General features: G+C 64.3%; 28 protein-coding genes. 13 read left to right on the top strand and 15 right to left on the bottom strand.

Features of this window, described 5'->3' with window-relative positions:
• Window positions 1–63 precede the first annotated feature (63 nt).
• The gene (locus B0919_RS16065) at window positions 64–660 is read left to right on the top strand and encodes a DUF4136 domain-containing protein (RefSeq protein WP_078013302.1); all 597 of its coding nucleotides are present in this window, start codon (window positions 64–66) and stop codon (window positions 658–660) included.
• A 130-nt stretch (window positions 661–790) separates the two neighbouring features.
• Window positions 791–1,186 (top strand): hypothetical protein, encoded by a 396-nt coding sequence (locus tag B0919_RS16060; RefSeq protein WP_078013301.1) that lies wholly within the window; start codon window positions 791–793, stop codon window positions 1,184–1,186.
• 110 nt (window positions 1,187–1,296) lie between these two features.
• Here B0919_RS16060 and B0919_RS16055 read toward each other — a convergent pair whose 3' ends face one another.
• Window positions 1,297–2,604, bottom strand: a complete 1,308-nt coding sequence (locus B0919_RS16055) for an MFS transporter (protein ID WP_078013300.1) — start codon at window positions 2,602–2,604, stop codon at window positions 1,297–1,299.
• 275 nt (window positions 2,605–2,879) lie between these two features.
• Between B0919_RS16055 and B0919_RS16050 the strand changes: the two genes are divergently transcribed.
• The gene (locus B0919_RS16050) at window positions 2,880–3,152 is read left to right on the top strand and encodes a hypothetical protein (RefSeq protein ID WP_078013299.1); all 273 of its coding nucleotides are present in this window, start codon (window positions 2,880–2,882) and stop codon (window positions 3,150–3,152) included.
• A gap of 3 nt (window positions 3,153–3,155) precedes the next feature.
• Here the strand turns inward: B0919_RS16050 and B0919_RS16045 are convergent, their stop codons facing one another.
• Window positions 3,156–4,214: a ferredoxin--NADP reductase gene (locus B0919_RS16045; protein WP_078013298.1), complete on the bottom strand. Its 1,059-nt coding sequence runs from the start codon at window positions 4,212–4,214 to the stop codon at window positions 3,156–3,158.
• Window positions 4,215–4,558: 344 nt separating this feature from the next.
• Window positions 4,559–5,557 (bottom strand): aldo/keto reductase, encoded by a 999-nt coding sequence (locus B0919_RS16040; protein WP_078013297.1) that lies wholly within the window; start codon window positions 5,555–5,557, stop codon window positions 4,559–4,561.
• Between the two features lie 146 nt (window positions 5,558–5,703).
• Here B0919_RS16040 and B0919_RS16035 point away from each other — a divergent pair, with 146 nt between their 5' ends.
• Window positions 5,704–6,126 carry a hypothetical protein gene (locus B0919_RS16035; RefSeq protein WP_078013296.1) on the top strand — a complete coding sequence of 141 codons (423 nt, stop codon included), beginning with the start codon at window positions 5,704–5,706 and terminating at the stop codon, window positions 6,124–6,126.
• 14 nt (window positions 6,127–6,140) lie between these two features.
• The gene (locus B0919_RS16030; protein ID WP_078013295.1) at window positions 6,141–6,950 is read left to right on the top strand and encodes an alpha/beta fold hydrolase; all 810 of its coding nucleotides are present in this window, start codon (window positions 6,141–6,143) and stop codon (window positions 6,948–6,950) included.
• Between the two features lie 170 nt (window positions 6,951–7,120).
• Here B0919_RS16030 and B0919_RS16025 read toward each other — a convergent pair whose 3' ends face one another.
• Window positions 7,121–8,455, bottom strand: a complete 1,335-nt coding sequence (locus B0919_RS16025) for a Gfo/Idh/MocA family protein (RefSeq protein WP_078013294.1) — start codon at window positions 8,453–8,455, stop codon at window positions 7,121–7,123.
• 340 nt (window positions 8,456–8,795) lie between these two features.
• Between B0919_RS16025 and B0919_RS16020 the strand changes: the two genes are divergently transcribed.
• Complete coding sequence (locus B0919_RS16020) at window positions 8,796–9,248, top strand: DUF2141 domain-containing protein (protein WP_078013293.1); 453 nt, start codon at window positions 8,796–8,798, stop codon at window positions 9,246–9,248.
• A gap of 96 nt (window positions 9,249–9,344) precedes the next feature.
• Here the strand turns inward: B0919_RS16020 and B0919_RS16015 are convergent, their stop codons facing one another.
• Together B0919_RS16015 and B0919_RS16010 are read right to left on the bottom strand one after the other, a co-directional pair.
• Window positions 9,345–10,412 carry a T9SS type A sorting domain-containing protein gene (locus tag B0919_RS16015; protein WP_139362179.1) on the bottom strand — a complete coding sequence of 356 codons (1,068 nt, stop codon included), beginning with the start codon at window positions 10,410–10,412 and terminating at the stop codon, window positions 9,345–9,347.
• Window positions 10,413–10,620: 208 nt separating this feature from the next.
• Entirely contained in the window at window positions 10,621–11,421 is an 801-nt protein-coding gene (locus B0919_RS16010) for an SDR family NAD(P)-dependent oxidoreductase (RefSeq protein WP_078013291.1), read from the bottom strand.
• Between the two features lie 282 nt (window positions 11,422–11,703).
• On the opposite strand from B0919_RS16010, the gene B0919_RS16005 reads away from it, so the two are divergent.
• Window positions 11,704–12,132, top strand: a complete 429-nt coding sequence (locus tag B0919_RS16005) for a hypothetical protein (RefSeq protein ID WP_078013290.1) — start codon at window positions 11,704–11,706, stop codon at window positions 12,130–12,132.
• A 25-nt stretch (window positions 12,133–12,157) separates the two neighbouring features.
• Here the strand turns inward: B0919_RS16005 and B0919_RS16000 are convergent, their stop codons facing one another.
• Entirely contained in the window at window positions 12,158–12,655 is a 498-nt protein-coding gene (locus B0919_RS16000; RefSeq protein WP_078013289.1) for a YdeI/OmpD-associated family protein, read from the bottom strand.
• Window positions 12,656–12,660: 5 nt separating this feature from the next.
• Window positions 12,661–13,248 carry a hypothetical protein gene (locus B0919_RS15995; protein WP_078013288.1) on the bottom strand — a complete coding sequence of 196 codons (588 nt, stop codon included), beginning with the start codon at window positions 13,246–13,248 and terminating at the stop codon, window positions 12,661–12,663.
• Window positions 13,249–13,453: 205 nt separating this feature from the next.
• On the opposite strand from B0919_RS15995, the gene B0919_RS15990 reads away from it, so the two are divergent.
• A complete protein-coding gene (locus B0919_RS15990; protein ID WP_078013287.1) occupies window positions 13,454–14,161 on the top strand; it encodes a DsbA family protein in 708 nt (235 codons plus the stop codon).
• Between the two features lie 196 nt (window positions 14,162–14,357).
• Complete coding sequence (locus B0919_RS15985; protein ID WP_078013286.1) at window positions 14,358–15,593, top strand: cysteine desulfurase-like protein; 1,236 nt, start codon at window positions 14,358–14,360, stop codon at window positions 15,591–15,593.
• Between the two features lie 9 nt (window positions 15,594–15,602).
• Here B0919_RS15985 and B0919_RS15980 read toward each other — a convergent pair whose 3' ends face one another.
• Window positions 15,603–16,037 (bottom strand): DoxX family protein, encoded by a 435-nt coding sequence (locus B0919_RS15980; RefSeq protein ID WP_078013285.1) that lies wholly within the window; start codon window positions 16,035–16,037, stop codon window positions 15,603–15,605.
• A gap of 133 nt (window positions 16,038–16,170) precedes the next feature.
• Here B0919_RS15980 and B0919_RS15975 point away from each other — a divergent pair, with 133 nt between their 5' ends.
• Both B0919_RS15975 and B0919_RS24825 read left to right on the top strand, forming a co-directional pair.
• Window positions 16,171–17,154, top strand: coding sequence for a GlxA family transcriptional regulator (locus tag B0919_RS15975; RefSeq protein ID WP_078013284.1), 984 nt, complete (start codon window positions 16,171–16,173; stop codon window positions 17,152–17,154).
• Between the two features lie 114 nt (window positions 17,155–17,268).
• Window positions 17,269–17,487: a hypothetical protein gene (locus B0919_RS24825; protein ID WP_139362178.1), complete on the top strand. Its 219-nt coding sequence runs from the start codon at window positions 17,269–17,271 to the stop codon at window positions 17,485–17,487.
• Between the two features lie 3 nt (window positions 17,488–17,490).
• On the opposite strand, the gene B0919_RS15970 is transcribed toward B0919_RS24825, so the two are convergent.
• Window positions 17,491–18,039, bottom strand: coding sequence for a GNAT family N-acetyltransferase (locus B0919_RS15970; protein ID WP_078013283.1), 549 nt, complete (start codon window positions 18,037–18,039; stop codon window positions 17,491–17,493).
• A 150-nt stretch (window positions 18,040–18,189) separates the two neighbouring features.
• On the opposite strand from B0919_RS15970, the gene B0919_RS15965 reads away from it, so the two are divergent.
• Entirely contained in the window at window positions 18,190–18,759 is a 570-nt protein-coding gene (locus B0919_RS15965) for a hypothetical protein (RefSeq protein WP_139362177.1), read from the top strand.
• Window positions 18,760–18,868: 109 nt separating this feature from the next.
• Here the strand turns inward: B0919_RS15965 and B0919_RS15960 are convergent, their stop codons facing one another.
• The 3 genes from B0919_RS15960 to B0919_RS15950 all read right to left on the bottom strand — a co-directional run bounded on the left by B0919_RS15960 (window position 18,869) and on the right by B0919_RS15950 (window position 21,473).
• Window positions 18,869–19,591 carry a copper homeostasis protein CutC gene (locus tag B0919_RS15960; protein WP_078013281.1) on the bottom strand — a complete coding sequence of 241 codons (723 nt, stop codon included), beginning with the start codon at window positions 19,589–19,591 and terminating at the stop codon, window positions 18,869–18,871.
• Complete coding sequence (locus B0919_RS15955; RefSeq protein WP_078013280.1) at window positions 19,588–20,613, bottom strand: N(4)-(beta-N-acetylglucosaminyl)-L-asparaginase; 1,026 nt, start codon at window positions 20,611–20,613, stop codon at window positions 19,588–19,590. Before B0919_RS15955 ends, B0919_RS15960 begins: the two co-directional genes overlap by 4 nt.
• A gap of 95 nt (window positions 20,614–20,708) precedes the next feature.
• The gene (locus B0919_RS15950) at window positions 20,709–21,473 is read right to left on the bottom strand and encodes a hypothetical protein (protein WP_078013279.1); all 765 of its coding nucleotides are present in this window, start codon (window positions 21,471–21,473) and stop codon (window positions 20,709–20,711) included.
• A gap of 191 nt (window positions 21,474–21,664) precedes the next feature.
• On the opposite strand from B0919_RS15950, the gene B0919_RS15945 reads away from it, so the two are divergent.
• A complete protein-coding gene (locus tag B0919_RS15945; protein ID WP_078013278.1) occupies window positions 21,665–23,572 on the top strand; it encodes an alpha-amylase family glycosyl hydrolase in 1,908 nt (635 codons plus the stop codon).
• A gap of 87 nt (window positions 23,573–23,659) precedes the next feature.
• Here B0919_RS15945 and B0919_RS15940 read toward each other — a convergent pair whose 3' ends face one another.
• Window positions 23,660–24,373 carry a hypothetical protein gene (locus B0919_RS15940; RefSeq protein WP_078013277.1) on the bottom strand — a complete coding sequence of 238 codons (714 nt, stop codon included), beginning with the start codon at window positions 24,371–24,373 and terminating at the stop codon, window positions 23,660–23,662.
• 226 nt (window positions 24,374–24,599) lie between these two features.
• Window positions 24,600–24,971: a hypothetical protein gene (locus B0919_RS15935; RefSeq protein WP_078013276.1), complete on the bottom strand. Its 372-nt coding sequence runs from the start codon at window positions 24,969–24,971 to the stop codon at window positions 24,600–24,602.
• Window positions 24,972–25,036 lie beyond the last annotated feature (65 nt).

The following is a 25,036-nucleotide window of genomic DNA, read 5'->3' as shown; positions in this document are numbered from 1 at the left end:
ATTGGCTGCAAGAAGGGTAGGAAAGGTGCAACTAGGCCCTTTCATCACCAACCACCCATTGCCATGAAATTAAGAATGATCAGCGCGTTGCTGCTGTTGCTGGGCTGGCTGAGCGCTTGCTCGTCGGTCAACGTGACGGAAAAAGCCAACGTGGATTACAGCCAGTACCGCACCTTCGCCTGGGCCGATACCGAGGTCAAGACCGACAACACCCAGGGCCCGGCCCTGCGCAGCCAGCTGCAGGACGGCGTGCTGCGCCCCGCTATCGAGTCCGAACTGGCCAAGCGCGGCATCACCCCGGCCACCTCGGGCCGCCCCGACCTCTACCTGACCTACCACCTGTACCTGGAGCAGGCCGAGCGCACCGTGGCCAACCCGCCCAACCCCGCCGTGCCCGTAAGCTACCCCTACCTGGTACGCTACCGCGGCGCCCTCATCCCCGTCAACTACACCTACTGGTACCAGGCCCCGAGCGGCTACCGCACCGAAAACTACCAGGAAGGCATGCTGGTGCTCGACTTCATCGATGCCAAAAGCAACAACATGATCTGGCGCGGCTCCGTGTCCGATGCCATCAACAACCCCGCCCGGGCCGGTGAGCGGTTTGCCGAGTCAGCCCGCGACATCCTGGATAAATTCCCGGTGAAAGAGCGGAAATAAGCCTTAAGCTGCCTTTTATGACCTGAAGCTCAACAGCGCGGCCGTGATTCCGTAATAGGCGGAATCACGGCCGCGCTATTTTTGTGGTTTGCCTGCCCGCCTTTCTGTTTCCCCTTCCCTAGCTGCCGCCATGGCCCTGAATACGCTCTTCGAAAATCAGTACCTGACCATTGCCTACGATTACGCCAACGAGTGGCTCTACGCGGACTGGAACGGCGAGCAGAACTTTGATTCGGTGCACGACGGCTGCCTGCAGATGCTGGAAATCCTGAAGCAGGAACGCTGCCACAAAGTGCTCAACGACAACCGCCGGGTGACCAGCATGTGGTCGGACGCGTCGGAGTGGGGCGGCAAGGTGTGGTTTCCGCTCATGGCCGAGGCCGGGCTGGAGTACTTCGCCTGGGTGTACTCGCCCAATATTTACAGCCGCCTCAGCACCGATCTGATGATGAGCCACACCATCCGCCCGCTGGTGCTGGCCTTCGACGACATCAACACGGCCAGCGCCTGGCTGCGGCAGATGTAGGGGGATGAGGGGATTAGGGATTAAGGGCGAAGGAAACACGTCGTACCGCAACCCGTTCAACCTGAACCGGGCCGCGCGCCCAGCTGCCTAACCACTCAACTTTAATCCTTTTATCCCTCAATCCGCGAGGCGTATCTCGTGTCGGCCATGCGCCAGTACACCACCAGCGACACGGCGGCGCACAGCGTCACGTACCAGTAGTAGGCGGGCTCCAGGCCCTGACTTTTAGCCCACAGTGCCCCGTATTCAGCCGAACCGCCAAAAATGGCCACGGTAAGCGCATAAGGCAGGCCCACGCCCAGCGCCCGGATGTGCGTGGGAAACAGCTCGGCCTTCACCACGGCATTGATGGAGGTGTAGCCGCTCATGATGACGATGGCTACCACCAGCAGGCCAAACGCCATTCCCGGGCTGCTGGCGCGGCCCAGCAGCGTCAGCAGCGGCACGGTGCACAGCGTGGCGCCCACGCCGAAGAACAGCAGCACGGGCCGTCGCCCCACGCGGTCGGATAGCGCGCCCATGAGTGGCTGCAGCACCAGGGCCACGGCCAGCGTCCAGAACGAAACCTGCGCGGCCTGTTCCTTGCTGAAGCCCGCCGTATTGACCAGAAACTTCTGCGCGTACGTGGTGAAGGTGTAGAACACGATAGTGCCGCCGAGCGTGAGGCCCACCACCGTCAGCACCTCGCGCGGATGCCGTAGCAGCACCCGCAGCTTGCTTTCCTGAGCAGCTGACTCCTGCTTCGGGCCGCTCTGCGCCTCGAACTCGGCGGTTTCGGCCATGCTGCGCCGCAGGTACAGCGCCACCAGCGCCGCCGCTGCTCCTATGGCGAAGGGCACGCGCCAGCCCCACTGCTGCAGCTCCTGGGGCGAGAGGACTTGCTGCAGGCCCAGCTGCACCAGCAGCGCCAGCAGCTGCCCGGCCAGCAGCGTCACGTACTGAAAGCTGGAGTAGAAACCGCGGTGCTTGGCGTCGGCCATTTCGCTCAGGTAAGTGGCCGAGGTGCCGTACTCGCCCCCCACGCTCAGGCCCTGCAGCAGCCGCGCCAGCACCAGCAGCACCGGTGCCGCCACCCCGATGCGGGCGTAGCCCGGCGTGAGGGCAATGAGCAAAGAGCCGCCGCACATCATCAGCACCGAGAGCAGCAGGGCGGCTTTGCGGCCGTGGCGGTCGGCGTAGGCACCCAGCAGCCAGCCGCCGAGCGGGCGCATCAGAAAGCCCACCGCGAAGATGGCCGCCGAGCTGAGCAGCTGCGCCGTGAGGCTGGCGGCCGGAAAAAACTCCGGCGCGAAGTACAGGGAAAAGGCCGAGTATACGTACCAGTCGTACCACTCCACCAGGTTGCCGATGGAGCCGCTAACGATGGAACGAATGCGGGCGGCGGTGGAAGGCGGCGCGGAGGGGGAAGCGGGAGGCATAGGGCCGGGCGGGGCTGCGAGAAGACGGGATTTTGCCCGATGCTACGCAAAACTCGGCGTAATAGCGGTGCGCATGCCGGGAGCAGGGCCTACGTTCATGTGTGGGCTTCGCGGCGCATACATAGCGCGGGCTGCCTGACAACGCCGGCGAAGTAGGGCAAAATCAGCAGGCAAACGGAGGTAAAAAATGCTGCTGAAAACCAAGAGGCTATGATTTAATCGGCATGCAGCGCACCCGCGTACCATTTGCTACGCTCAACTATAGCCCTAGCGCAATGCCTGCTACTCCCGCCTCCGCACCTATTCGCAACACCCCCAACGCCCGCACCGAGCTGACCAACCGGCTCAAGGAGTTTCACCGCCACGTCGTCAAGCACACCGGCCGCGAGCAAATGCTGAAGGTGTACTGCAATGCCCTTTGTACTTGGGCCACCGACCCCAACACCGACCTCTACCACGTGGAGCGCCTCCTCGATGAGATTCACCATGCCTCGGCGCTGGAAGACCTCGACGATTGGGACGACGCAGAAAGCGATACGCAGGCCTAAGCCTCAGCCCTCGACTTCCAGGCGCACCGGCCCGCCCACGGGGTAGCCGGTGCACGTGAGAATCAGGCCGCGGGCCAGGTCGCGCTCGGTCAGCACTTCGTTGTAGCTCATCCACACCCGGCCCTCGGTGCAGCGGGCCACGCAATTGCCGCAGCGGCCGGCCTCGCAGCTGTAGGGCAGGCGCAGGCCCTGCCGGCGCGCGGCCTGCAGCAGCGTGTCCGGGTACTCCGCGTCGAAGGCGTAGTGGCGGCCGGCCCAGCCTACCGTCACGCGTCGCGGGGCCACGTCGGGCGGGAGCAGTGGGGGCACGTAGGCCGGCTCGGTCACGAAGTTTTCGCGGCGGATGTTATCGGTGGGTACCTGCAGCTCGCGCAGGGCGTAGGTACACATGCGCATGTAGTTCAGCGGGCCGCACACGTAGGCCAGTAGCTGCGCGGGCGGGGCCGTGGCGTGCTGCCGCACCAGGGCCTTCAGCAGCTCCTTGTGCAGGTGGGCGCGCACCAGGCTGGGCGCGTTGCTGAACAGCCACTCGATGTGCAGCCGCTCGGGGTAGCGGGCCGCCAGCTGCTCCAGCTCGGCGCGGAAAATGGTGCTGGCCGGCGAGTGATTGGAGTACACCAGCACCGCGCTCAGCGTGGGCATGGTAGCCAGCAGGGTCTTGAGCAGCGCAAAAACCGGCGTGATGCCGCTGCCGGCGGCCAAGAACCATACCTGGCGGGCGTCGGCTGCATCGTCGGGCAGGCTGAAGAGGCCCGCCGCACCGCTGGTCAGCAGCACGTCGCCGGGCTGGGCGTCATCCACCAGCCGCCGCGAAAACAGCCCGTTGGCAATGCGCTTGACCGTAATGGCCGGCGCCTCGCCCAGAGCCGGAGCCGAGCTGAGCGAGTAAGAGCGGCGTATCTCGCGGCCGTGCTCGTGCTGCACCAGCGTGAGGTATTGTCCGGCGCGGTACTGCAGGGTGCTGCCGTCGGCCGGCGCAAGTATCAGCGTTCGGGTATCGGCCGTTTCGGGGCGCACGGCCACGACGGTGAGCGGGAGATAGGGCGAATCGGCGGACGGCATAGGCAGAGCGGCTAAGCACCGCGCAAGTCTACGAAAGGAAGTTCGGGCTCAACACAGCGCCCGGCTACCCTGCAGAAAGGCAGGGCGGCCGGGCGCCGGGTGTTGGGGTTGTAGAAAAGAGTCAGGAGCCCAACTTACGCAGAAGAACACGAATGGTTGGGGTCGGGCAAAAGTTAACCGTAGCTTAACCCCTCACATCCGGCTTATATCTGCATCCTGCTATAAATGTTTTAGTTGCGGCTAAAAGGCCTTGGGCGTCGTGCCGCTGGCGTCGGCGCAGCCGAAGCGCGCGAGTTACTTCGGCCGCACCGACGGGTAAGAACCAGTTAGCCGTGCACACGCATCTAGCTCAGCTGCAGCGCCGCCAGCTCCCGGCCGATGAAGTTCACGTCGTCGGTGGAAAGCTGCACCTCGATGGCGCGGGCGTTTTGCTCGGCCTGCTGGGCGTTGCGGGCCCCCACCAGCGCCACCGTAATGCCCGGCTGCGCCAGCGTCCAGCGGATGACCAGCTGGCCCAGGCTGGCGTTTTTTTCCTCCGCCAGCGGCCGCAGCTTGTCGAGGAAAGCGTTGACGCGCGTCACGTTGTCGGGCGTAAACAGGCGGTGCGTGGTGCGCAGGTCGCCTTCGCCGAAGTCCTGGCCGGGCTTGATCTTGCCCGTTAGCAGGCCCAGCTGCAGCGGGCTGTAGGCCAAAATGGCCTTGTGGTGCTGCAGGCAGTACGGTACCACGTCCTGCTCGATGTCGCGGCGCACCATGCTGTAGGGCACCTGGTTCGAGGCCAGCTTGAGGGTTTGCTCGGCTTCCTCCATCTGCGCAGCCGAGTAGTTGCTCACGCCCGCGGCCCGCACCTTGCCCTGCTCGATGAGGCGCTGCACGGCCTCCATCGTTTCGTGAATGGGCGTGGTCACGTCGGGCCAGTGAATCTGGTAGAGGTCGATGTAGTCGGTGCCGAGGCGGCGCAGCGAGTCCTCGCACTCCTTGATGATGCTCTCGCGGGCGGCGTATTTGTACACATCCAGGTCGCGGCCGTCGTTGTCCTTGGTCTTGAAGCCGAAGTCGCCCTTGGGCTCGGCCAAATCCCAGCGCATGCCGAATTTGGTCAGGATCTGCACCTTGTCGCGCGGCAGGCCCTTGATGGCTTCGCCCACGATTTCCTCGCTCAGGCCCTGCCCGTAGATCGGGGCCGTGTCGATGCTCGTCACGCCCAGGTCATACGCCGCGCGGATGGCGCCCACGGCGTCGTTCTGCTCGGTGCCGCCCCACATCCAGCCGCCCGCGGCCCAGCTGCCGAAGGCAATGCGCGAGACCGTCAGGCCGGACTCGCCCAGTTCTTGATATTCCATTGTACAGAAGTCAGGTAAAACGAAGAAGCTGCGAAAAGCAGCGGTTGGGTTAACCCGCGCCGGGGGCAGAAGGTTATACCCGAGCTGCCTATTAGGCCCGCCGCGCTACTTTTGTGGCCCCGTTCCGTGCTGTTTCCACCTGAGCTATGACCCTGATTTCCACCGTTACCACCTTCCGCCGGCCCGATGGCCACGTGTTTCTCACCGCCGAGCGCAACCGCACCGAAGGCTGGATTCACGCGCGCTGGTCGGGCGTGCAAACACTTGATACCGTCAGGCAGGGCGGCCTGGCCTACGTGCAGATGCTGCGCGAAGAGCCCTGCTCCAAGCTGCTCAACGACCACAGCGAGCTGGTGGGCCGCTTCACCGATGCTAACGATTGGATTGCCCAGGTCTGGACGCCGCAGATCCTGCAGGCCGGCCTGCGCTACTTCGCCCAAGTGCTTTCGCCCGGCATCTTCGGGCAGATGTCCATTCAGGATCTGCACCAGCGCATCGAAGGCGTGTTCGAGCTAAAAATGTTCAGCGACGTCGAAGAGGCCAAAGCGTGGTTGCGCAGCGTCGACTAGCGCAAGAGGACTGCATGCCCGATTCCTTCGACCACCTCACCCAGCAGGAGTTTAGCCTCGACCTCGGCGGCTACGCGCTGCAGGTGCGTACCATCAAGGTGCCCGCCGCCGAAGCTGCTCAGCGTCCCTGGCTGGTGTTTCTGCACGATTCGCTCGGCTGCATCAGCCTCTGGCGCGACTTCCCCGCCCGCCTGGCCGCGGCCACCGGCTGCCACGCCCTCATCTACGACCGGCGCGGCTACGGGCAGTCTGCCGCGTTCAGCGACGAGGCGCGCACCCCCGGCTACCTCGAAGCCGAAGCGCCCGTGCTCCGGCAGGTGCTGGAGCGCTGCGGTATCGGTCAGGCCATCTTGTTCGGGCACTCTGACGGCGGTACCATTGCCCTGCTGGCCGCCGCCCTCTACCCGGCGCACGTAGCGGCGGTCATCACCGAAGGCGCGCACGTATTCGTGGAAGACCTTACGTTGGCCGGCATCCGCGCCGCCGAGCAGCACTACCGCACGACTAATCTGCCCGAAAAGCTGACCCGCTACCACGGCGCGAAGACCGATGCCGTATTCCGCGCCTGGACCGAAACCTGGCTGGCGCCGGAGTTCCGCTCGTGGAACATCGAAAGCTACCTGCCGCGGATTCAGTGCCCGGTGCTGGTATTGCAGGGCGAAAACGACGAGTACGGCACTACGGCGCAGGTAGAAGCCATTGCCAGGCAGGTAGCTGGCCCCGCGCAGGCCGTGCTGCTGCCCGGCGCGGCGCACACCCCGCACAAGGAAGCAACCGAAGCGACGCTGCGCCTAACTACGGAGTTCGTGCGTGGCGTGCTGTAGCGCGCACGTTCCGTTCGCGTAACCCGGTCCTGTTACTGTATACCGCTGAAGTACCCACAAAAAAAGGGGGCGCGAGCTGCTTGCTCACGCCCCTTCTGAAGCTCGCGTCGGGTCCATTCCCCAATGCCCTTGCCAACCGGGTAGTTTTGGTGCATTCTCCCAACCCCTGGCTACGTCCGGTTGACTTGCGGCTTCAGTGTAGTTAAATCCCCGATGCGGACCGGCTTGCCCGTGTCGATGCTCTGGCGGGCGGCCACGCCCACCAGGATGGACATGGCGCCGTCGCGCACGCCGGCGGCCTGACGGTAAGGGTCCTGCCCGTCGGGGTTAAAGATTTGTTTGCGCAGCCGTACGTCGCCACCGCCGTGGCCGGGCTCGTTGTTCGGCATGCGGATAATTTCGCGCTTGCCGAAGTTCGTGGTCAGCTGAATTTCGTCAAAGGGCTCCTCGTCCCAGGTCTGCTTTTCCTTGATCCAGGCTTCCAGGCGGCCTTTCGTGCCGTTGAAGGCAATGCGGTAGCCCTCGTAGGGCGAGTAGGTGGTGAGCGAGTAGCTCACCTGCACCTGGTTGGCGTACTTAATCTGCACGGCCATCTTGTCGAAGATGTCGATGTCCTCGCGCCACACGCAGCCGTCGCGGTGGTAGCCGTCGTGCTGCTCGTTGGCGGCGTAGATTTTCATCAGCCGCTCGTCCTTGGTCATATCCCAGTAGAAAGCGCACTTGTCCTTGTGAGGGCAGGGCCGGCAGTGGGTATGGCGGAAGGAATTGTTCTTGCCGTAGAAGTTCAGCTGCCCGAAGGCAAACACTTCCTCGGGGTCCGATTCCAGCCACCAGTTCAGCAAATCGAAGTGGTGGGTGGCTTTGTGCACGAGCAGCGAGCCGCTGAACTCCCGGCGGCGGTGCCAGCGGCGGAAGTAGTCGGCGCCGTGGTGCACGTCGAGGTACCAGTGAAAATCGGCCGAGGTGACGGTGCCGATAGCGCCCGCCCGCAGCAGCTCGTACATCTTCTGGCGGTGCGGGGAGTAGCGGTAGTTGAAGGTCACTTTCACCTTCTTGCCCGTGCGCCGTTCCGCGTCGAGGATGGCCTGGGCCTTCCGCTCGTCGGTGGTCATGGGCTTTTCCGTCACGATGTCGGCCCCGTACTCCATCCCCTTGATGATGAACTGGTCGTGGGTGGCGTCGACGGTGGTGACGATGAGCACGTCCGGCTTCACCTTCTTCATCATCTCGTCGAAGTTGGTGAAGGTGGGGCAGCTCACGCCCAGCATTTGCTTGCCGGTTTGCACGCGGCCGGGGTTGCTGTCGCACAGGCCCACGAATTCCACGCGGTTGCCGTGCTCCTTCAGCACGTCCACGCCCCACATGCCCAGGCCCCGGTGGCCGGTGCCCACCATGGCCACCCGCGTTTTTTTCGCGGCGCTCAGGCCACTGGCCAGCAGGTCGGGCGCCAGCAGCGTGCCGGCGGCTACCGTACCAGAATGCTGCAGAAAGGTGCGGCGTTGCATGGCTGGAAAAAGTGGGTGGGAACGGGGGGAGGGGCGATTCAGTGAGTTGAATGTTGGGTTAATTCTTCTGAAAGTCACTGCCTTGACGGCTGATTTTTTGCGCAAACGTTATCGGGAACGTTGCCAATCGAACCTACCAAACACTCGTTTGCCGCTGGTTTTGACCGATTGCTGCCGTCGGGCCGCCGCATAATCGGCGCTGAAGCGCAACCCCTGGCGGCCTTTCTGCGAACAAGTTAGACCGCGCCCACTGTTGCAGCCGCCTGTGAGCCGCCGTACGTCTTGGGCATTTGGTAATTTGTTGCTAGATTGGTACTTGCCTAACCCTTGCCTTACGCCGATGACACTTGCTCAGCTCTTTTTAGCCGCTTCTATCGTTGGTAGCCCCGCCCTCACGCCTGCCGGGCACGGCGGCAATCCGGTCACTGCTTCGTCGGTGACGGTGGTGGTGTCCAAGCTGGCTTCGACGCAATCAGCCGTGAAGCTGTACTTCTACAACGCCCCCGACGGCTTTTTGAAGCCCAAGCAGTACGCCTTTTATAAGGTGGTGCGCCCGGGAGGCCAGAGCCGCATCACGCTGCCCGTGGAACTGACCAACGGCGAGTGGGCCGTGGCCATTACCCAGGACACGAACAACAACGACAAGCTGGACAAAAACTTCGTCGGCATCCCGACGGAGCCCTTCGCCTTTTCCAACAACGTGCGCCCGCGCCTCGCCCCGCCGGTGTTCGAGGACTGCAAGTTCACCGTGGATGGCCCCGGCAAGGTGGTGTCCATCGAGCTAAAGCCCTGAAGCAGGCCCTGAGCCTGCCCAACCAAAAACCGCCGGCCCCGGCCCGCCCGCACAACGGGTAGGCCGGGGCCGGCGGTTTTATTACGCTAAGCGCAGCTAGTACTGGCAGTACTTCACCACGGCTTTCTGGCCAGTGGCCGGGTTGTGCAACTCCAGAAAATACACGCCGGCGGGCAGCACGGGCAGCTCGGCCTGCGCCGAGCGTACGGCCGCCTGGCCCAGCACCTGCCCGGCCGCGCTGCGCACCCGCAGCGTCCAGGCAGCGGCCTCATCCAGACCGTTGAACTGCACGGCGCGCCCGTGGCTCGGATTGGGAGCCACGCTGACGCGGGGCAGCGTCGTGGTCGACAGCACGCTCTGCACGGCCGAGTACGTGGCCGTACCGTCGAAATCCGTCTGCTTCAGGCGGTAGTAGGCCCGGCCGGCGGGGGCCGGGTCGAGGTGGGTATAGCTGCGCTGCCGCGTGGCATTGCCGGCGCCGTGCACCTGCGCCACACTCTGCCAGGTAGTGGCATCCGCGCTGCGCTCAACGGTGAAGTAGTCGTTGTTGAGCTCGGTGGCGGTAGTCCACGTCAGCAGCACGCCGCTGGCTTGGGCGCTAGCCCCAAAGCGGACGAGCGTCACGGGCAGCGGTTGCGCAGCCGCCGCGCTGGTGTAGGGGCAGCTGATGGTTTGGTTGGCAATGCCTGGCCCGCTGATGTCGATGGCAATGGTATTGCAACCCAGCGACGCCACGGTGGCCGTGCTGCAGTCGTTGGCGTTGCGGTACTGGTTGTAGACGGTGGTAATGGTGCCGGTGCCGCCGTTAGTGGGCAGGGCCGTGCCCACGGTGCCGCCGGCCGAGCAGGTGACGCGCGCTTGCAGGTTCCACAGGCTGCCCGGGATGTTGGTGCCCGAAAACGTCACCCGGTAGTTCAGGGTCAGGTCAAAGTTGTAGCCCGAGGTGCACGAGGTCGTGCTGGGCACCACGCTCACCGGCTCCACGCTGATGTTGACGGTATAGCCGTCGGTGGACATCACGCTGCATTGCGCCGCGGCGCGCTGGCTAAGGAGCAACCCGCCGATGACCAAGGCGGAACGGGCGCTTTGGCGGAATGCCAAACGAGCCGCCGTGCGCAGCCAGGCGTGGGGCTGCAGGGCGGTAAAGCGTAGAGGTGTAAGCATGTGCAATAGGGTGGAGTGGGCGGATACAGCGCGGCAAACCGCGCTGGCAAGTGGGGTTAAAACTATTAAGTATTTTGCATTATAAATATATAGTTGTGATACGCTGGGAAGAAGGGCCGGCCGGTAGCCGCCGCTGCGGGCGGCGGAAACCAAAAGCCCCGGCCCGACGCGCGTCGGACCGGGGCTGGTTCAGCGGAGGTCGGTGCCTCTATTTGTCTTCGTCTACGGGCTTGCCCTGTTGGTGCAGGTTGGCGGCCACGAGGTTGTCGGGAATGACGTTGCTCACGGCCACCTGTACTTTGTTCATGAAGCCCGACACGACTTTGTCTTTGCCGGCCAGCAGGGCCTCGTAACCGTCCTTGGCCACGTCGGCCGGGTCGGCTTTGCTGCCTTCGGCCACCAGCTTGGAGCGTTCCATGTCGGCTTTGCGGAAGAAGTCGGTATCCGTCACGCCGGGCAGCAGGGCCGTAATGGTAACGCCCTTGTCCTTGGTTTCCTCGCGGATGGCTTCGGTGAACGAAGTCACGAAAGCCTTGGTGCCATGGTACACCGACTGCAGCGGGCCCGGCAGCTCGCCCCCAATGGACGACACCTGCAGGATCTTGCCCGAGCCGCGGGCTACCATGTCTTGCAGAAATTTCTTCGTCAGCACCACGTAGGCGCCGATGTTGAGCTGAATGATGTCCAGCTCGCGGTTGATGTCGGTTTCGATGAACTCGCCGTACTGGCCCTGGCCGGCGTCGTTGACCAGCGCCTCCACCTGCAAGCCCTGCGCCTTCACTGCTTCGTACACCTCAAACGGGGCCTCGCGCTTGAACAGGTCCTTGGCCAGGGGCACCACCTCCACGCCGTACTGCTGGCGCAGTTCGCCGGCCGTGCGCTCCAGCTCCTGCTGGTCGCGGGCCACGATGACGAGGTTGTAATGGTCTTTGGCGAAGAGCTTGGCCAGCTCCAGGCCGATGCCGCTGGTAGCGCCCGTAATCAGGGCGTAATTGGAAGTAGATGCCATGGTTGTGTGGTCGGTAAAAAAGATCGTACAGAACCTTTCTTAACGAGTGGCATCGGCCCGCCGTTATGGCCGAGCTTCGGGCCGGAGCCTTAAAAATGAAGCGGCGGGCGGTGGCGCTAACGGCCAACGGTTGGGCTTGTTAGCCCGCAGGCGCTGCTCAGGCCCTGACCGGCTTGCCTACGGGCGGCGCAACCCGCAACGGACCTACGCCGTTCGTGGGCTCGGAACCAAAGAATTCGCGTAGCTCGTTTAGCTTTGCCTTTCTGCTAGTTCTGTGCTGCTATGTCCGACGTTGCCCTACACGCTGAATCCTACGGTTCGCTGCTCCTGGCGGCGGAAGTGCCGTGCCTCATCGTGCAGTGGCACGGCTTTGCCAACAGCCAGCAGTTTCGCGCGCTGATGGACCAAAGCCTGCAGCGCTTCGATGCCGAGGCGCAGCGCACCTGGCCGCTGGGCTGGCTGATGGACGCGCGGCAGATGAGTGCCATCGTACCGGCCGACCAGATCTGGCTGGAAACCGACTGGAACGCGCGGGCCTACGCGGCCGGCATCCGGCACATCAGCATCGTGACGGCCGAAAACATCTTCGGGCGCATTGCCACGCAGGTGTACATCGCCAATACCGTGGCGCAGTCACACTACGTCTTGGAGCCCATGGCCTTTGCCTCACTCGACGACGCCAAGCGCTGGCTGCGGCAGGGCCTGGGATAGGCCGGCTGGCACTTTATATCCAACGTTACTCGCGGCCCGGCGGCCGAAACGGATTGCCGCCCGTGGCCAGCTGGTGCAGCAGATTCACCACGCGCTGGGCGCGGGTTTCGGCGCGCTTGGCCTGCTCGATGTAGTGCACCAGGTTGCGCTGCCGGCCGGGCGTGAGGCGGTGAAAGGCCGCGGCGGCTTCGGGCCATTCCGCGAGGCCTTCCTCCAATTCCTCCGGCATATCCACGGCGTCCGGGTTGGGGTCGGGCGCCAAGGTGACCAGTACTTCCGTGCTCAGGTCGAGCCGCAGCTGCTTGCGCAGGGCCTTGCTGATGAGCAGGAACCGCTCACCGGTGCGCAGGTATTGCAGCCCGCGCCGGATGGGGTGGCCGTTGAGCGTACCGACCACCCGCTTCACGGCTTTGCCGCCGAGGGCTTCCACCACGTCTTCGGGCACGATGAGCATGACCATGGGCATAAACCCCGACCCGGTCGGCGTCAGGGCGGCCCGAAACGTGGAGGGCTCGGCGGCCATAGGGCTTACTTTTTCGGGGCGGGGGCTGCGCGCACCTCGGCGCCAGCGGGCAGCGGAATTTCGCGGGCGGTCTGGAATTCGGGGGCCTTGTCGACGCCTTCCTCCAGGCGGCGCTGCACGATGCGCAGGCGGCTGCCTTCGCTCTGCATCACGGCCAGGTCGTTGCTGGTGCCGGAGTTGGGGTCGTAGCTGCGGAAGCCCAGGAGCATGCTGCCGGGGAAGTTGGCGCGCTTGGCTTCGGTGGCGTCCACCACGTCGGGCTTGCCGGCGAAGGGGCCCAGGTCGATTTCGCGCGTTTCGCCGCCGCTCATCACCAGGTAGGCCGTGCTACGCGGGCCGCTTTCGGAGTCCTTCACGGGTTTGAAACGAAACGACAGCTCCACTGGCTTGGCCGGGGCTGCAGCCGTCACGGGGGCTTCGTCGTTGGTGGAGCCCGATACGCCGGGCGCGGCTTCGCTGGCATCGGCGGCACCGGCGGCGGGCGCTTTTACTTCGCCGGCCGGCGCCGACTGCTCGGCGGTGGACGAAGAATTCTGGTTGCAGCCGGCCAGCAGCAGGGCGGCGGCAAATACGGGCAGAGCGTAGCGTTTCATCAGGCAGGAGAGAGAAAGGGCCAACGGTGGTTTTGGCTTGGTAAGATTAAGCATTATTGGGGCACGTTGGCCCCGGCCGGCGCGGAAAAGCATCCGCCGTCAGCCCCGCCACGCTGATAAAGGGCTCGGCGAGGCCCAAGCCCGCGGCGGAAACCTTTCGGCCCCTTCCCGGCTTATAGCTGCCAATCCCTGAGACTGCACCCGCATGAAAGTTGAAATCTGGTCCGATATCATGTGCCCGTTCTGCTACATCGGCAAGCGGCGTTTTGAGGCGGCGCTGCAGCAGTTTGCGCACCACCAGCAAGTGGAAGTAACCTGGCACAGCTTCGAGCTGGACCCCAACATGGAAACCCGCCCCGGCCAGAGCATCCACGAGCTGCTGGCTGAGCGCAAGGGCGTATCGGTGGCCGAGGCCAAGCGCATGAACGACCACATGGCCGGCGTGGCGCAGGAAGTAGGCCTGCACTACGACTTCGATAAAGTGCAGCCGGTGAACACCTTCAACGCCCACCGCTTCGCGCACCTGGCCGCCGCCCAAGGCCGGCAGGACGCGGCCGAGGAGCGCCTGTTTGCCGCCTACTTCACCGAAGGCCTCAACATCGACGACGCCGACACGCTAACCCGGCTCGGCACCGACATCGGCCTCGACGCCGACGCGGTGCGCACTATGCTGGCCTCCGACCAATACGCCCAGGAAGTGCGCGTGGATGAGTACCACGCCCGCCAGATCGGGGTGCGCGGCGTGCCTTACTTCGTGTTCAACGACAAGTACGCCGTATCGGGCGCACAGCCGGCCGAGCTGTTTCAAGAAGTGCTGGAAAAGGTGTGGGACGAGTTTAACCCTCAGCCCGTACCCACGGTAATTTCCGGCGCCGACGGCCCGGCCTGCGGCGTGGACGGGGCCGACTGCTAGCCCGCCCCGCCAACCCTGCTCAAACCGACGCCGCCCTGAACCTTTCGGGGCGGCGTCGGTGCGTTTGGGCGGTAAGAAATGCAGCCGCGAGCGGCCCGAAACGTTGCCGCCGCGCAGCCCTTACCCGCCTGTTTGCTACTATTGGCCGCGGTGCCGCCAGGCTTTCGTCGTCCGGCGCTTTTTCCGCCTTATTTCTATGCTTCCCATCACTCCCGAGCAGCTTCGTGCCCAATTTCCCGCCCTGCAACCCCGCAACGGCCAGGCCCCGCTGATTTACTTCGACGGCCCCGGCGGCACGCAGATGGCGCAATCGGCCCTCGATGCCATGGTGGACTACATCCGTGGCGGTATGGCCAACCTGCACGGCACCTTCCCCAGCAGTGTGGCCACCGACGCGCTGCTCGACGAAGCCCGGCAGGCCGTGGCCGACTGGCTCGGCTGCCAGCCGCAGGAAGTGGCTTTCGGGGCCAACATGACCACGCTGGCCTTTGCCATTGCGCGCAGCCTGGCCGCCGCCCTGCAGCCCGGCGACGAAGTGCTGGTGACCGAGCTGGACCACCGCGCCAACGTGGACCCCTGGCTGACGCTGGCGCGCGACCGGGGCGCCACCGTCCGCTTTATCCCCATCGACACGGCCACGTACACGCTGGACCTGACGCAGCTCGAGCAGCTCATTACCCCGCGTACCCGCTTGGTGGCGGTGGGGCTGTCGTCGAACGTGACGGGTACGGTAACGCCGGTGGAGGCCATTATCCGCCGTGCCCGGGCCGTGGGTGCCCTCACCGTGCTCGATGCCGTGCACGCCGCCCCGCACCTGCCGCTGGATTTTCGCGCCCTGGGCTGCGACGTGCTGCTGTGCTCGGCCTACAAGTTTTTCGGGCCCCACGTGGGCGTGGCGGTAGTGGCCACGGCGCGCTTCGAACAGTTGGCCGTGTACAAGCTCGATCCGGCCCCCGCCGACATGCCGCACAAGCTGGAAACGGGTACCCAAAACCACGAAGGGCTGGCCGGGCTACTAGGAGCGCTGGCCTTCATTCAGGGGCTAGGCCACGGCAGCACCCGCGCCGAGCAGCTGCGCACCGGCATCGAGGCCATCGATGCCTACGAACAGGCACTGGCCGAGGACCTGGAAGACTTTCTGCGCAGCCTGCCGCAGGTTCGCCTGTACCGGGCTCCGGCTGGCACCCGCAAAACGCCCACGTTGGCGTTTATCATCGAGGAGCACCACTCCCGGGAGGTGGCGGCGTGGTTTGCCGAGCACCACCGCATGTGCATCGCCGACGGCCACTTCTACGCCACTACGCTGGCCGATAAGCTCGGTATGGCCGCCACCGGGGGCTGGGTGCGCATCGGGTTGGCGCCGTACAATACGGCCGGGGAAGTGGAGCAGTTTAAGAAGGCTCTGCGGGAGTTTCTGGCGCTTCACCCCTAACTCCCCAGCTTACCCCAACGCGGGCATCAGCGGCCCGGTCACGGAGGCGTTCAAGGCCGGCCGCGCCAAGGCCCGCTGGCGCAGCAGGCGGTGCCACAGGAGGTAGGTAGCGGCCATAAACGCCAGGAACAGCCACGGCGAGGCCACCAGCCAAAAGCCGTCGTGGGCGGCGTAACGGGCCGCAAAGGCCCCGAGCAGGTTGAAGGTGAAGCCGGCGTAGGCCCATTCCTTTATCCCGCGAAACCACGGCTGCAACAGCGCCGCGGCACCCAGCAGCTTGCCGATGCCCAATACCGTTAGCACGTGCGGCGGATAGCCCAGGTGCTCCATAATGGCCAGGCCAGAGGGGTGATGAATGACTTCGGAAATGCCGCCGAAGAGCATGAAGGCGGCAAATGGCAAGGTGAGGCTCCAGTACAGGACGGCGGCGGTTTTCGGGCTCATGGCGGAAAAAGGCTAAAGAGTTGAACGTGTTTGAATGACATTCCAAAAATATTAGCAAAATTGGCCGCTGATGAGGGGCAAATGCGACCATCTTAGGGTTGATTGCGCCAGCTCAGAACGGTAGATTACAGCTATGAAAAGCATCTCCATACTAGTGCCGCGTGGGGCCGTGCTGGGCAGCATCGAAGGGCCCCGGCTGGTATTCAGCGAGGTGAATGCCCTGCTGCAGCGCATGGGCCGGGCGCCGCTATTTCGGGTGCAGCTGGTGGGCCTCGTGCCCGATACGCCCGTGTGCGGCGGTCTGTACCAGGTGCACACTGAACTGCTCATTCAGAACGTGGCCGAAACCGACCTGGTCGTCATTCCGGCCGTCGACGGGGACCCGCGGCAGGCCCTGGAAGCCAACCGCGACTTTCTGCCGTGGATAGTGGGCCAGTACCAACGCGGGGCCGAGGTGGCCAGCCTGTGCCTGGGCGCTTTTATGCTAGCGGCTACCGGGCTCATTACGGGGCGGCAGTGCACCACGCACTGGGCGGCGGCGCCGGCGTTCCGGGCCATGTTTCCGGAGGTGCAGCTGGTGGAGGACAAACTCATTACCGACGAGCACGGCATCTACTCCAGCGGCGGGGCGTTTTCGTACCTGAACCTGGTGCTCTACCTCATCGAGAAGTACGCCAGCCGCGAAATAGCTGTGACCTGCGCCAAGGTGTTTCAGATTGACATCGAGCGCGTGAGCCAGTCGGCCTTTGCCATCTTCAGCGGGCAGAAAGACCACGGCGACGAGCCCATTCGCCGGGCCCAGAGCTACATCGAAGACAACTACCAGGAGCGGCTGACGGTGGATCAGCTGGCCGACATGCTGGCCCTGAGCCGGCGCAACCTGGAGCGGCGCTTCAAGAAAGCCACCGCCAACTCGGTGGCCGAGTACATCCAGCGGGTAAAAATCGAGGCGGCCAAAAACGGCCTCGAAGCCTCGCGCGAAAACGTGAACGAGGTGATGTACCGCGTGGGCTACACCGATCCGAAAGCATTTCGTACCACCTTTAAGCGGCTCACCGGCCTTTCGCCCAAGGAGTACCGCGCCAGATACGGCCGCGAGCGGGTGCTGGCTTCGTAACTGCTAATGGGAAAGCGAAGGGTGAGGTACGGCGTGCAAAATCAGTAGTGCTACCGGCTTAATTCGCTATTTATCCGGTTGTTATACCCATCACCCCGTTCTTTCTTTGGGGGCATGAATGAACTTGCCCTTTCTCCTGCCCGGCGGCGCCGGCTCGTTATCGGAGCCGTGCGGTTTATGACGAGCAGCGGCTACCCGCCCTCGGCTCTGGAGCGGAGCCTGCTGGCGCAGTTTGCCCTGGGCCGCATGAGCATCAAGCAAGTGGAAGAACACCTGGCCGCCAACAAGCCGGGCGGGCCGTTGTCGCGGTACCGGTCCTTAGCCAAGCGCTAAAGCCTAGGGCACCACCGTCACCGCTGCCGGACTATAGAGCTGCTCCCAATCGCGGCGCAGGATGGCGTAAAGCAATTCGTCCTCAAACTCGCCTTGGTCATTGAGGCCTGATTCGCGCATCACGCCCTCAAACTGAAAGCCGCGCGTTTTCTCGATGGAGCGTTTGGACGCAAGGTTCGACACCCGGCAGCCCGTCGCCACCCGGTTCAGCCCCAGCAGCTCGAAGGCCAGGTAAAACAGGTGCGGCTTGCTGCGCGGCGTCACGCCGCGGCCGCGCATGTGCTCGAATACGTCGGCGCCGGTGGAGCCGCTGCGCTCCTCCCAGCTGTCAACGGAGAGCAGCGTCATGCCGGCCAGCTGCCCATCGAGCAGGGAATAGAAGCCGAAGTTGGTGCGTTGGCCTCGCTCGTAGCGCGGTAAGTAATTGCGCATTAGTTCTTTCAGCATGGGTGCCGAGTCAGGGAAGCCCTGAAATAAGGTAAAGATTTCCGGCAGGTTGTCTTCGTTGATGAGGTGCAGGGTGATGAAGTCGGAGGTGAGGGCACGGAACATGAGGCAGGGAAAATTCGATTTTGATTGGACTTGAGTCGGTTTTTTATCAAAAGTGCAATAACCTGATAATTAGATAGTTGATTTTTTATTGTTACGCCAAGAATTAGTTGGAAATTCTAGATAGCAACAACCTCATAACCACTTAACGTCATGAAAAACATCTCCTTACTTGCCTTAATAGGCAGCGGCCTATTAGCCATCAGCAGCTGCGACAAAGCCGATCCAACGCCCCAGCTTTCGGCTACGATGACCCAGGAGGCGGGGAATCCGAATTTGATCAGGGGCATCCAAACAACGGTGTCGGGCACCGTAAGCGGCCAGACCTTCACGGCCACCCTGCGCATCGAGGAATTCTTCACCTCAGGCGGGCAGATCTTCGGGGTGGCTTACCTGGAAAAGGTCAAGGGCGTCAGCAAAGCCATCGGCGACCAGCTGGAGGGCAGCACCTTCACGTACAGCGTGAGCACCCTCTCGTGGAGCTGCTCCTCGCTGCAGCTGATGGTGTATCCTTACACCAATACCACCAACCTGGGCAGCACGCTGAGCCTGAGCCCGACGGTGGTTACGGTGAACTCCAGCACGCCGCGCTATGACCTGCTGGGCTCTACCCTGTGCGATATTCAGACCGAGCTAAACCAGCTTTCCTCGGGCACGGGCGGCTCCATTGCCAATCTGGTAGTGCTCTACAACAAAGTAGCCAGCACGGTAGGGAAGTACTAGCCATTCCTCCTGCCAGACACCAGCGCCGCCGTTCGGCGCCCACAGTTTCGGGAGCGAACCTGCTGGGCACCGTACGGCGGCGCTGTATTTTGGGAGGCAATGCGCAGCGCTACTGATGCCGCAGCCGGGTCAGCTGCTGCACTATCGACGCCACCAACGCCGCGTCGGTTTCCAGTTGCCCGACCTGAAACGCGCTGACCGGGCGCGGCGCCGCTACGGGACGCTTGGCGCTGGCGTGCAGCTCGGTGGCGCCGGTATGCGCGGCAAGGGCCGCCGCGTTGGCCGCCGAGATACCCGCGCCGGGCATCACGCTGATGCGCCCGGCGGCCAGCCGCACCAGGGCCGCCAGCCGCGCCTGGCCCTCCTCGGCCGTAGCGGCCCCGCCCGAGGTCAGCACCCGCTCGCAGCCCAGATCGATGACGGCTTCCAGAGCCCGCGTCGGGTTGGGGCAGTCGTCGAAGGCGCGGTGAAACGTGACTTGCAGGGGCCGGGCCGCGGTGATAAGGGCGCGGCAGGCGGCTTCATGTACCTGGCCGGCGTCGTCGAGCACGCCCAGCACCACCCCGGCGCAGCCCAGCTCACGGCACAGCTCGATGTCGGCCTGCATGATGGCCAGCTCGGCGGGGCTGTACACAAAGTCGCCGGGCCGGGGCCGGATGAGCACGAAGACGGGCAGCGACACCTCGCGCAGCACCTGCCGGATCAGCCCGTAGGACGGCGTGATGCCGCCCTGCTCCAGGTTCTGGCACAGCTCGATGCGGTGCGCCCCACCGGCCTGTGCCGCGCAGGCCGAGGCCAGCGAGTTGGCGCAGATTTCCAGCGTCGGGCTCACCGCAGCAGGTAGTCGCTGGGCAGCAGCAGCTGTTGGGTTTCGGCGTTGCAGACGGCGTAGCTAAAGCCTTTCTGCAGAGCAAAAGCTCCGTGCTGGCCCTGGCGGTTCACCGCAATGAAGCACACCTGAATGTCGCGGGCCTTGTCGCCTTTGATTCGGGCAATGCGCTCCACGGCGGCGCGGCAGGCGGCCGTGGGCGTCAGGCCCTGGCGCATCAGCTCCACCACGGTGTGGGCCCCGGCCATGCGCACCACGTCTTCGCCCTGCCCGGTGGCCGCGGCCGCGCCCACCTCGTTATCCACGTACAGGCCCGAGCCGATGATGGGGGAGTCGCCCACGCGGCCGCGCATCTTGAAGCCCATGCCGCTGGTGGTGCAGCTGCCGCTGAGGTTGCCCTGCGCGTCCTGGGCCAGCATGGCAATGGTGTCGTGGTTGTTCGGGCCGCCCACCGGGCCTACTTTCCGGTTGCCGCTGTTTTCGATGTTGACCACGGGCTTGTACTGGCTGGTTTTGAGCCATTCCCGATAAGCCTTGGTGGCGTCGGCGCTGAGGCGCTGGGGCTCCAGCGCAAAGCCCTGCGCCACGGCAAACTGCTGGGCGCCTTCGCCCACCAGCATTACGTGCGGGGTGCGCTCCATCACGCGGCGCGCCACCTGGATGGGGTGCTTGACGCGTTCCAGCGCGGCCACGGCGCCGCAGTTGAACTGGTGGTCCATGATGCAGGCGTCGAGCGTGACGATGCCGTCGCGGTCGGGGTTGCCGCCCAGGCCCACGCAGCAGTTCTGCGAGGCTTCGGTTACCATCACACCGGCCTCCACCGCGTCGAGGGCGCGGCCGCCCTGACTTAGGAGTTTCCAGGCGCCGAGGTTGGCGGCCAAGCCGGCGTCCCAGGTAGAAATGACCAGGGGCTTGGCGGCGGGCGCCGCAGCTGGAAGAGTGGCGGCCACGGCGCCTACGTGGCCGGCCGCCAGCGCGGCCAGCCCGGCGGCCGACGATTGGAGAAACTTTCTGCGGTTGGTCATGGCTGGAAGGCAGGCAAAGGGCTGCGGGCCAAAGAACGAAAGTTCGGCTGAGCTTTCGGGCATCCGGTGCCACTCAGAGCCAGCCATTGACCAGCTTACCGACGACGGGCCGCGGCGCCAAAGTCCTTTTGATAGAAATGGTCCTTGTCGAGGATGGCAATCAGGCGCTGGATCTGGCGGCGTGCTTCGTGGTAGGGCAGGGGGCTGTCGTAGTGCATCCGGGCGTAGCCGTCGGCCACGGGGTAGGCGCTCAGCACCCGGTAGTCGTCGGGAGCGAAGTTGGTGGTATAGGGCCACATTCCCGCTGCTTGGGCACGGCGCAGAGCCGGGCCGTCGATGAGGTGCAGGTACAGAATCACGCGCTGGCCCACTTGCAGCAGCTCCTCTTGCCCGACGATAACGCGGCTCTCGCCCATCGGCCCCGACGCCTGGCGTACCATGATGGTATCAGCCGGACGCGGCGGGCCCTGCCAGGTTTCTTCCACCCGCACCCGAAAGCCGGAATGGTAACACACCTCGCGCCGCGCGTCGGGCTGCGCGCTGACGACGGTGCCGAGCACCACGGCGTCGGTGTAAAGCACGCCGGCTTGGTAGGGCTCGGGGCCGTCAATCTGGAGGGTCTTTTCCATGGCACGCAAGTCGAGGCCAGCGCGGCGCAGCTGCTCCACCTGGGTAATGTCGGCGCGGTACTCGTAGAAGAAGTTGATGCGGGGCATGGAGGAGAACCCCGCGGCGCGGGCCGCGGCAATAAAGCCCCGCTGGTGCGCCGTGGTGGCGGTGTCGGCGGCCGGCTGGGCCCATACCGACGAGCCGGTTAGCAGCAGGCTCAGCCAGCCAACGAAGAATAAGGCAGGGCGCATCGGCAGGAGGGTAAGGTAAACACGGATGATGGGAACAAGGTAAGCACTGGCGTCATTCAAATCAGGCTCAAGTCGAACGCACGCAACCACGTATGCGCCACGGTAAAGAAACCGCGCAACTTATTCCTCCGGAATCGTTCTAACTTGCCCGTACTCCCGTTGAGGTTCCTGCATTCCCCAGCCCCATTCTCATGTCCCACGCGTTTCTGACTCGATTCCGCGGCTGCACGGCTTTGCTCGTGTGGCTATTGCTGCCCGTGCTAGCAGCGGCCCAAGCACCTGCCATTCAGCGGGTGAACCCCACCAACTGGTGGGTGGGCATGAAGTACCACGACGTGCAGCTGCTGGTGTACGGCCCGCAGGCCGGCACCCTGACGTACTCCGTCAACTACCCCGGCGTGAAGCTGGTAAAGGCGCACACCGTCGAAAATGCCAACTACGCCTTTCTCGACCTGGGCATTGCGCCCACGGCCAAGCCCGGCAAGGTGCAGCTGGTGGGCAAGAAAGGCGCTCAGACCGTGACGCGCACGTGGGAGCTAAAAGCCCGCGACAACGCTCCGAAAGGCCAGGGCGTCACGCAGGCCGACTTTATCTACCTGGCCATGCCCGACCGGTTCGTCAACGGCGACCCGACGAACGACAAGTTCGCTGACATGGCCGACCCCAACGCCGACCGCGCCAACCCCTTCTACCGGCACGGGGGCGACCTGCAGGGCGCGGCCCAGCACCTCGATTACCTGAAGGACCTGGGCGTGACGGCCGTCTGGTTTACGCCCGTCATCGAAAACGACCAGCCGCTCACCAACGAAGGCGGCAACATGCGCTCGGCCTACCACGGCTACGGCTTTACCGACCACTACAACGTGGACCGACGCCTGGGCGGCAACGCGGCCTACAAGGCCTTCGTGGAAAAGGCCCACGCGCAGGGGCTGAAAGTGGTGCAGGATGCGGTGTACAACCACGTGGGCATCAACCACTGGACGGTGAAGGACCTGCCGATGAAAAGCTGGCTGCACCAGTGGCCCAGCTACACCAATACCTCTTACCGGCAGCAGCCCATCATCGACCCGCACGCGGCGCAGATTGACCGCCGGGTAACCCAGGACGGCTGGTTCGTGCCCTTCCTGCCCGATTTGAACCAGCAGAACCCCTACGTGGCCAACTTCCTGATTCAGCACGCGCTGTGGACGGTGGAAATGTTCGGGGTGGATGCCTGGCGCATCGACACCTACATGTACAACGACCTGCCCTTCATGAACCGCTGCAACGCCGCGCTGCTGACCGAGTACCCCAAGATTCACATCTTCGGCGAATCGGCGGTCAGCAACGCCATCGAGCAGGCGTACTTCGTGCGCAACAAGGTCAACTTCCCCTTCAGGTCCAACCAGCCCGGCGGGCTGGATTTCGTGCTGGAAGGCGCTATGATAGCGGGCCTGAAGGAAGTGGGCACGGCCGGCGCCACCGGCTGGGACGGCAGCGTGCAGCGCCCGTACCAGGCGCTGGCGCAGGATGCCCTGTATGAGGACCCGACGAAGCTCGTCACCTTCCTCGACAACCACGACCACAACCGCTTCCTCTCCGAAATCGGGGAGGATATGGGGCGCTACCGGATAGGCCTGACCTGGTTGCTCACCACCCGCGGCATTCCGTCGATGTACTACGGCACGGAGATTCTGATGAAGAACTTCAAGGACCCCTCCGACGCGGAGGTGCGCCGCGACTTTCCCGGCGGCTTCCCCGGCGACAAGGACAACAAGTTCAGCGCCGCCGGCCGCACCGCCCCCGAAAACGACGCCTTCAACTTCGTGCGCACCCTGGCTCAGTACCGCCGCACGCACCCCACGCTACACGCCGGCAAGCTGATGCAGTACCTGCCCGAAAACGGCCTCTACGTGTACTTCCGCTACGACAACGCGGGCACGGTGATGGTGGCCACCAACGCCACCGATAAGGCCGCCGCGCTGCCCACGGCCCGCTTCGCGGAGCGCATGAGCAGCTTCACCAAGGCGCGCAACGTGCTGACCGGCGAAACCCTGGCCGACCTGAATACCCTGCAGCTGCCGGCCAAAACCGCCGTGGTGCTGGAGCTGCAGAAGTAGCACCTGCTTGATTTCCGGCAGCTGAAAGGCCCGGGCGCAACTGCTGATTCAGCAGCCGCGCCCGGGCCTTGGGCATTAGCAGGGTGCTTACGGACGACGGTAGGGTAGAGCCGGGGCCGCGGCCTTTACCAAGTGCCGGGTAAGCCGCGCTGGTTGCAGGGCATTGGTACCGCCTCGCTCGTAGCTGAAGCTCCAGGCCAGCTCGCCGCTACGGGCGTCGCGCAGGGCCAGGGTGGCGGTGGCCCCGTCCACGGCGCCTGCCGTGTTGATCAGCGGCTCGTTGAAGAGCAGGCGGGTGGCCAGCTCCACGCCCTTCGGCAGGGGCTGGTGCAGCTCGGCGCGGCCAAACAGAACGGCATCCACGCCCAGGGCTTGTTGCAGGGCGGGCATGGACTGGTCCAGCAGGTTTTCGTAGCTGATGCCGGCGGCCCGCAGCCGGCGGTTGGTTTCATCGGCGCTGAGGAAGTCGACGGTATAGCCGCGGGCGGGCTGCTGGGCCAGCAACTGCTGGTGAAGCAGGTTTTGCAGCGCGTAGGCGGTAGTGCGGCGCTCCTCTTCGTGCTGGGCAGTCCACTGGTCCTGCGCCTGCCGGGTGGCTTCGGCCGAAGGATCGGTGCCCAGGTAGCCCAGGTCGCGCAGCCGCAGGCGGTCCAGCGCTACGTCGAAGGGCAGGATGGCAACGCTGCGGTGTGCAGTCAGGGGAGCGGCCTGCACGGTGCGCGCCGCGAATTGCTGACGGGCGCAGGCCGTAGAAAACAGGCTAAGCAGAGCTAGCGGCCAGATGAGGCGACGAGTGAACATGGATAAGAAATAGCCTGAAAAGACGAGCGGCCTTGCCCAGGCGGCCCGGAACAAAGATCAGCAGGATAAGCAATAGGTTGTAAGGCAAACATCCTGCCGACGACCAGAAGAACAAGTGCACCGCCACCGCAGGAAAACAAAGCGTACACCTTGGGGCGCAATCCACACCGCGCCCGGGCAAGCATCTTTGTGCGGGAAAGCTGCGGCAAGGACCGCGGCAAATAAGCTAAGACTGAGCCGAGCGCTGCCTGCCGGCCAGGTAGTGCCTGATGTCGGTGGAGAATAGCAGAACGGCCAGGGCCACCAGGTGCAGCGGTGCGGTGATGGCGTAGCCCAGCATGTGGCCGGGATGCGGGTAGCTCAGGGCAAAAACGGTAACCAGGAGGCTAAGTCCAGTCAGGATAATAAGCAGAGCCCGGGCCGGGTGCCAGCGTAGGTACAAGCCCATCAGCAGCAGGGCGGTGAGGGTGTTGCTGGAGCTAATGCGGCCGGTTTCGGTCACAAACCAGAGCTTTTGCCAGGCGGGCAGCGCATTGGCCAGTAGCAGGCAGGCGGCCACTAAGCCGAGCAGCCACCAGGCGCGTTGTTTGGAAGGCATATCGGGCTAACGGAAAATAACGGGTGATAAACTGTGGTAGGCCGCCGAGTGGCTAATCTACTGGT

It is taken from the genome of Hymenobacter sp. CRA2, from assembly GCF_002007105.1.
Classification (GTDB): Bacteria; Bacteroidota; Bacteroidia; order Cytophagales; family Hymenobacteraceae; genus Solirubrum.
This window is presented reverse-complemented; position numbering and strand designations above follow the sequence as displayed.

What these genes read in the sequence shown, in the direction of transcription:
- B0919_RS16050 (WP_078013299.1), top strand. Translation starts at nt 2,880, where the DNA reads ATGCCTGCTACTCCCGCCTCCGCACCTATTCGCAACACCCCCAACGCC.
- B0919_RS16005 (WP_078013290.1), top strand. Translation starts at nt 11,704, where the DNA reads ATGTCCGACGTTGCCCTACACGCTGAATCCTACGGTTCGCTGCTCCTG.
- B0919_RS15970 (WP_078013283.1), bottom strand. Translation starts at nt 18,039, where the DNA reads ATGTTCCGTGCCCTCACCTCCGACTTCATCACCCTGCACCTCATCAAC.
- B0919_RS15945 (WP_078013278.1), top strand. Translation starts at nt 21,665, where the DNA reads ATGTCCCACGCGTTTCTGACTCGATTCCGCGGCTGCACGGCTTTGCTC.
- B0919_RS16060 (WP_078013301.1), top strand. Translation starts at nt 791, where the DNA reads ATGGCCCTGAATACGCTCTTCGAAAATCAGTACCTGACCATTGCCTAC.
- B0919_RS16035 (WP_078013296.1), top strand. Translation starts at nt 5,704, where the DNA reads ATGACCCTGATTTCCACCGTTACCACCTTCCGCCGGCCCGATGGCCAC.
- B0919_RS15975 (WP_078013284.1), top strand. Translation starts at nt 16,171, where the DNA reads ATGAAAAGCATCTCCATACTAGTGCCGCGTGGGGCCGTGCTGGGCAGC.
- B0919_RS16055 (WP_078013300.1), bottom strand. Translation starts at nt 2,604, where the DNA reads ATGCCTCCCGCTTCCCCCTCCGCGCCGCCTTCCACCGCCGCCCGCATT.
- B0919_RS16025 (WP_078013294.1), bottom strand. Translation starts at nt 8,455, where the DNA reads ATGCAACGCCGCACCTTTCTGCAGCATTCTGGTACGGTAGCCGCCGGC.
- B0919_RS16010 (WP_078013291.1), bottom strand. Translation starts at nt 11,421, where the DNA reads ATGGCATCTACTTCCAATTACGCCCTGATTACGGGCGCTACCAGCGGC.
- B0919_RS15990 (WP_078013287.1), top strand. Translation starts at nt 13,454, where the DNA reads ATGAAAGTTGAAATCTGGTCCGATATCATGTGCCCGTTCTGCTACATC.
- B0919_RS15935 (WP_078013276.1), bottom strand. Translation starts at nt 24,971, where the DNA reads ATGCCTTCCAAACAACGCGCCTGGTGGCTGCTCGGCTTAGTGGCCGCC.
- B0919_RS15950 (WP_078013279.1), bottom strand. Translation starts at nt 21,473, where the DNA reads ATGCGCCCTGCCTTATTCTTCGTTGGCTGGCTGAGCCTGCTGCTAACC.
- B0919_RS16015 (WP_139362179.1), bottom strand. Translation starts at nt 10,412, where the DNA reads ATGCTTACACCTCTACGCTTTACCGCCCTGCAGCCCCACGCCTGGCTG.
- B0919_RS15980 (WP_078013285.1), bottom strand. Translation starts at nt 16,037, where the DNA reads ATGAGCCCGAAAACCGCCGCCGTCCTGTACTGGAGCCTCACCTTGCCA.
- B0919_RS16030 (WP_078013295.1), top strand. Translation starts at nt 6,141, where the DNA reads ATGCCCGATTCCTTCGACCACCTCACCCAGCAGGAGTTTAGCCTCGAC.
- B0919_RS15985 (WP_078013286.1), top strand. Translation starts at nt 14,358, where the DNA reads ATGCTTCCCATCACTCCCGAGCAGCTTCGTGCCCAATTTCCCGCCCTG.
- B0919_RS16020 (WP_078013293.1), top strand. Translation starts at nt 8,796, where the DNA reads ATGACACTTGCTCAGCTCTTTTTAGCCGCTTCTATCGTTGGTAGCCCC.
- B0919_RS15955 (WP_078013280.1), bottom strand. Translation starts at nt 20,613, where the DNA reads ATGACCAACCGCAGAAAGTTTCTCCAATCGTCGGCCGCCGGGCTGGCC.
- B0919_RS24825 (WP_139362178.1), top strand. Translation starts at nt 17,269, where the DNA reads ATGAATGAACTTGCCCTTTCTCCTGCCCGGCGGCGCCGGCTCGTTATC.
- B0919_RS16040 (WP_078013297.1), bottom strand. Translation starts at nt 5,557, where the DNA reads ATGGAATATCAAGAACTGGGCGAGTCCGGCCTGACGGTCTCGCGCATT.
- B0919_RS15965 (WP_139362177.1), top strand. Translation starts at nt 18,190, where the DNA reads ATGAAAAACATCTCCTTACTTGCCTTAATAGGCAGCGGCCTATTAGCC.
- B0919_RS15995 (WP_078013288.1), bottom strand. Translation starts at nt 13,248, where the DNA reads ATGAAACGCTACGCTCTGCCCGTATTTGCCGCCGCCCTGCTGCTGGCC.
- B0919_RS16045 (WP_078013298.1), bottom strand. Translation starts at nt 4,214, where the DNA reads ATGCCGTCCGCCGATTCGCCCTATCTCCCGCTCACCGTCGTGGCCGTG.
- B0919_RS15940 (WP_078013277.1), bottom strand. Translation starts at nt 24,373, where the DNA reads ATGTTCACTCGTCGCCTCATCTGGCCGCTAGCTCTGCTTAGCCTGTTT.
- B0919_RS16000 (WP_078013289.1), bottom strand. Translation starts at nt 12,655, where the DNA reads ATGGCCGCCGAGCCCTCCACGTTTCGGGCCGCCCTGACGCCGACCGGG.
- B0919_RS16065 (WP_078013302.1), top strand. Translation starts at nt 64, where the DNA reads ATGAAATTAAGAATGATCAGCGCGTTGCTGCTGTTGCTGGGCTGGCTG.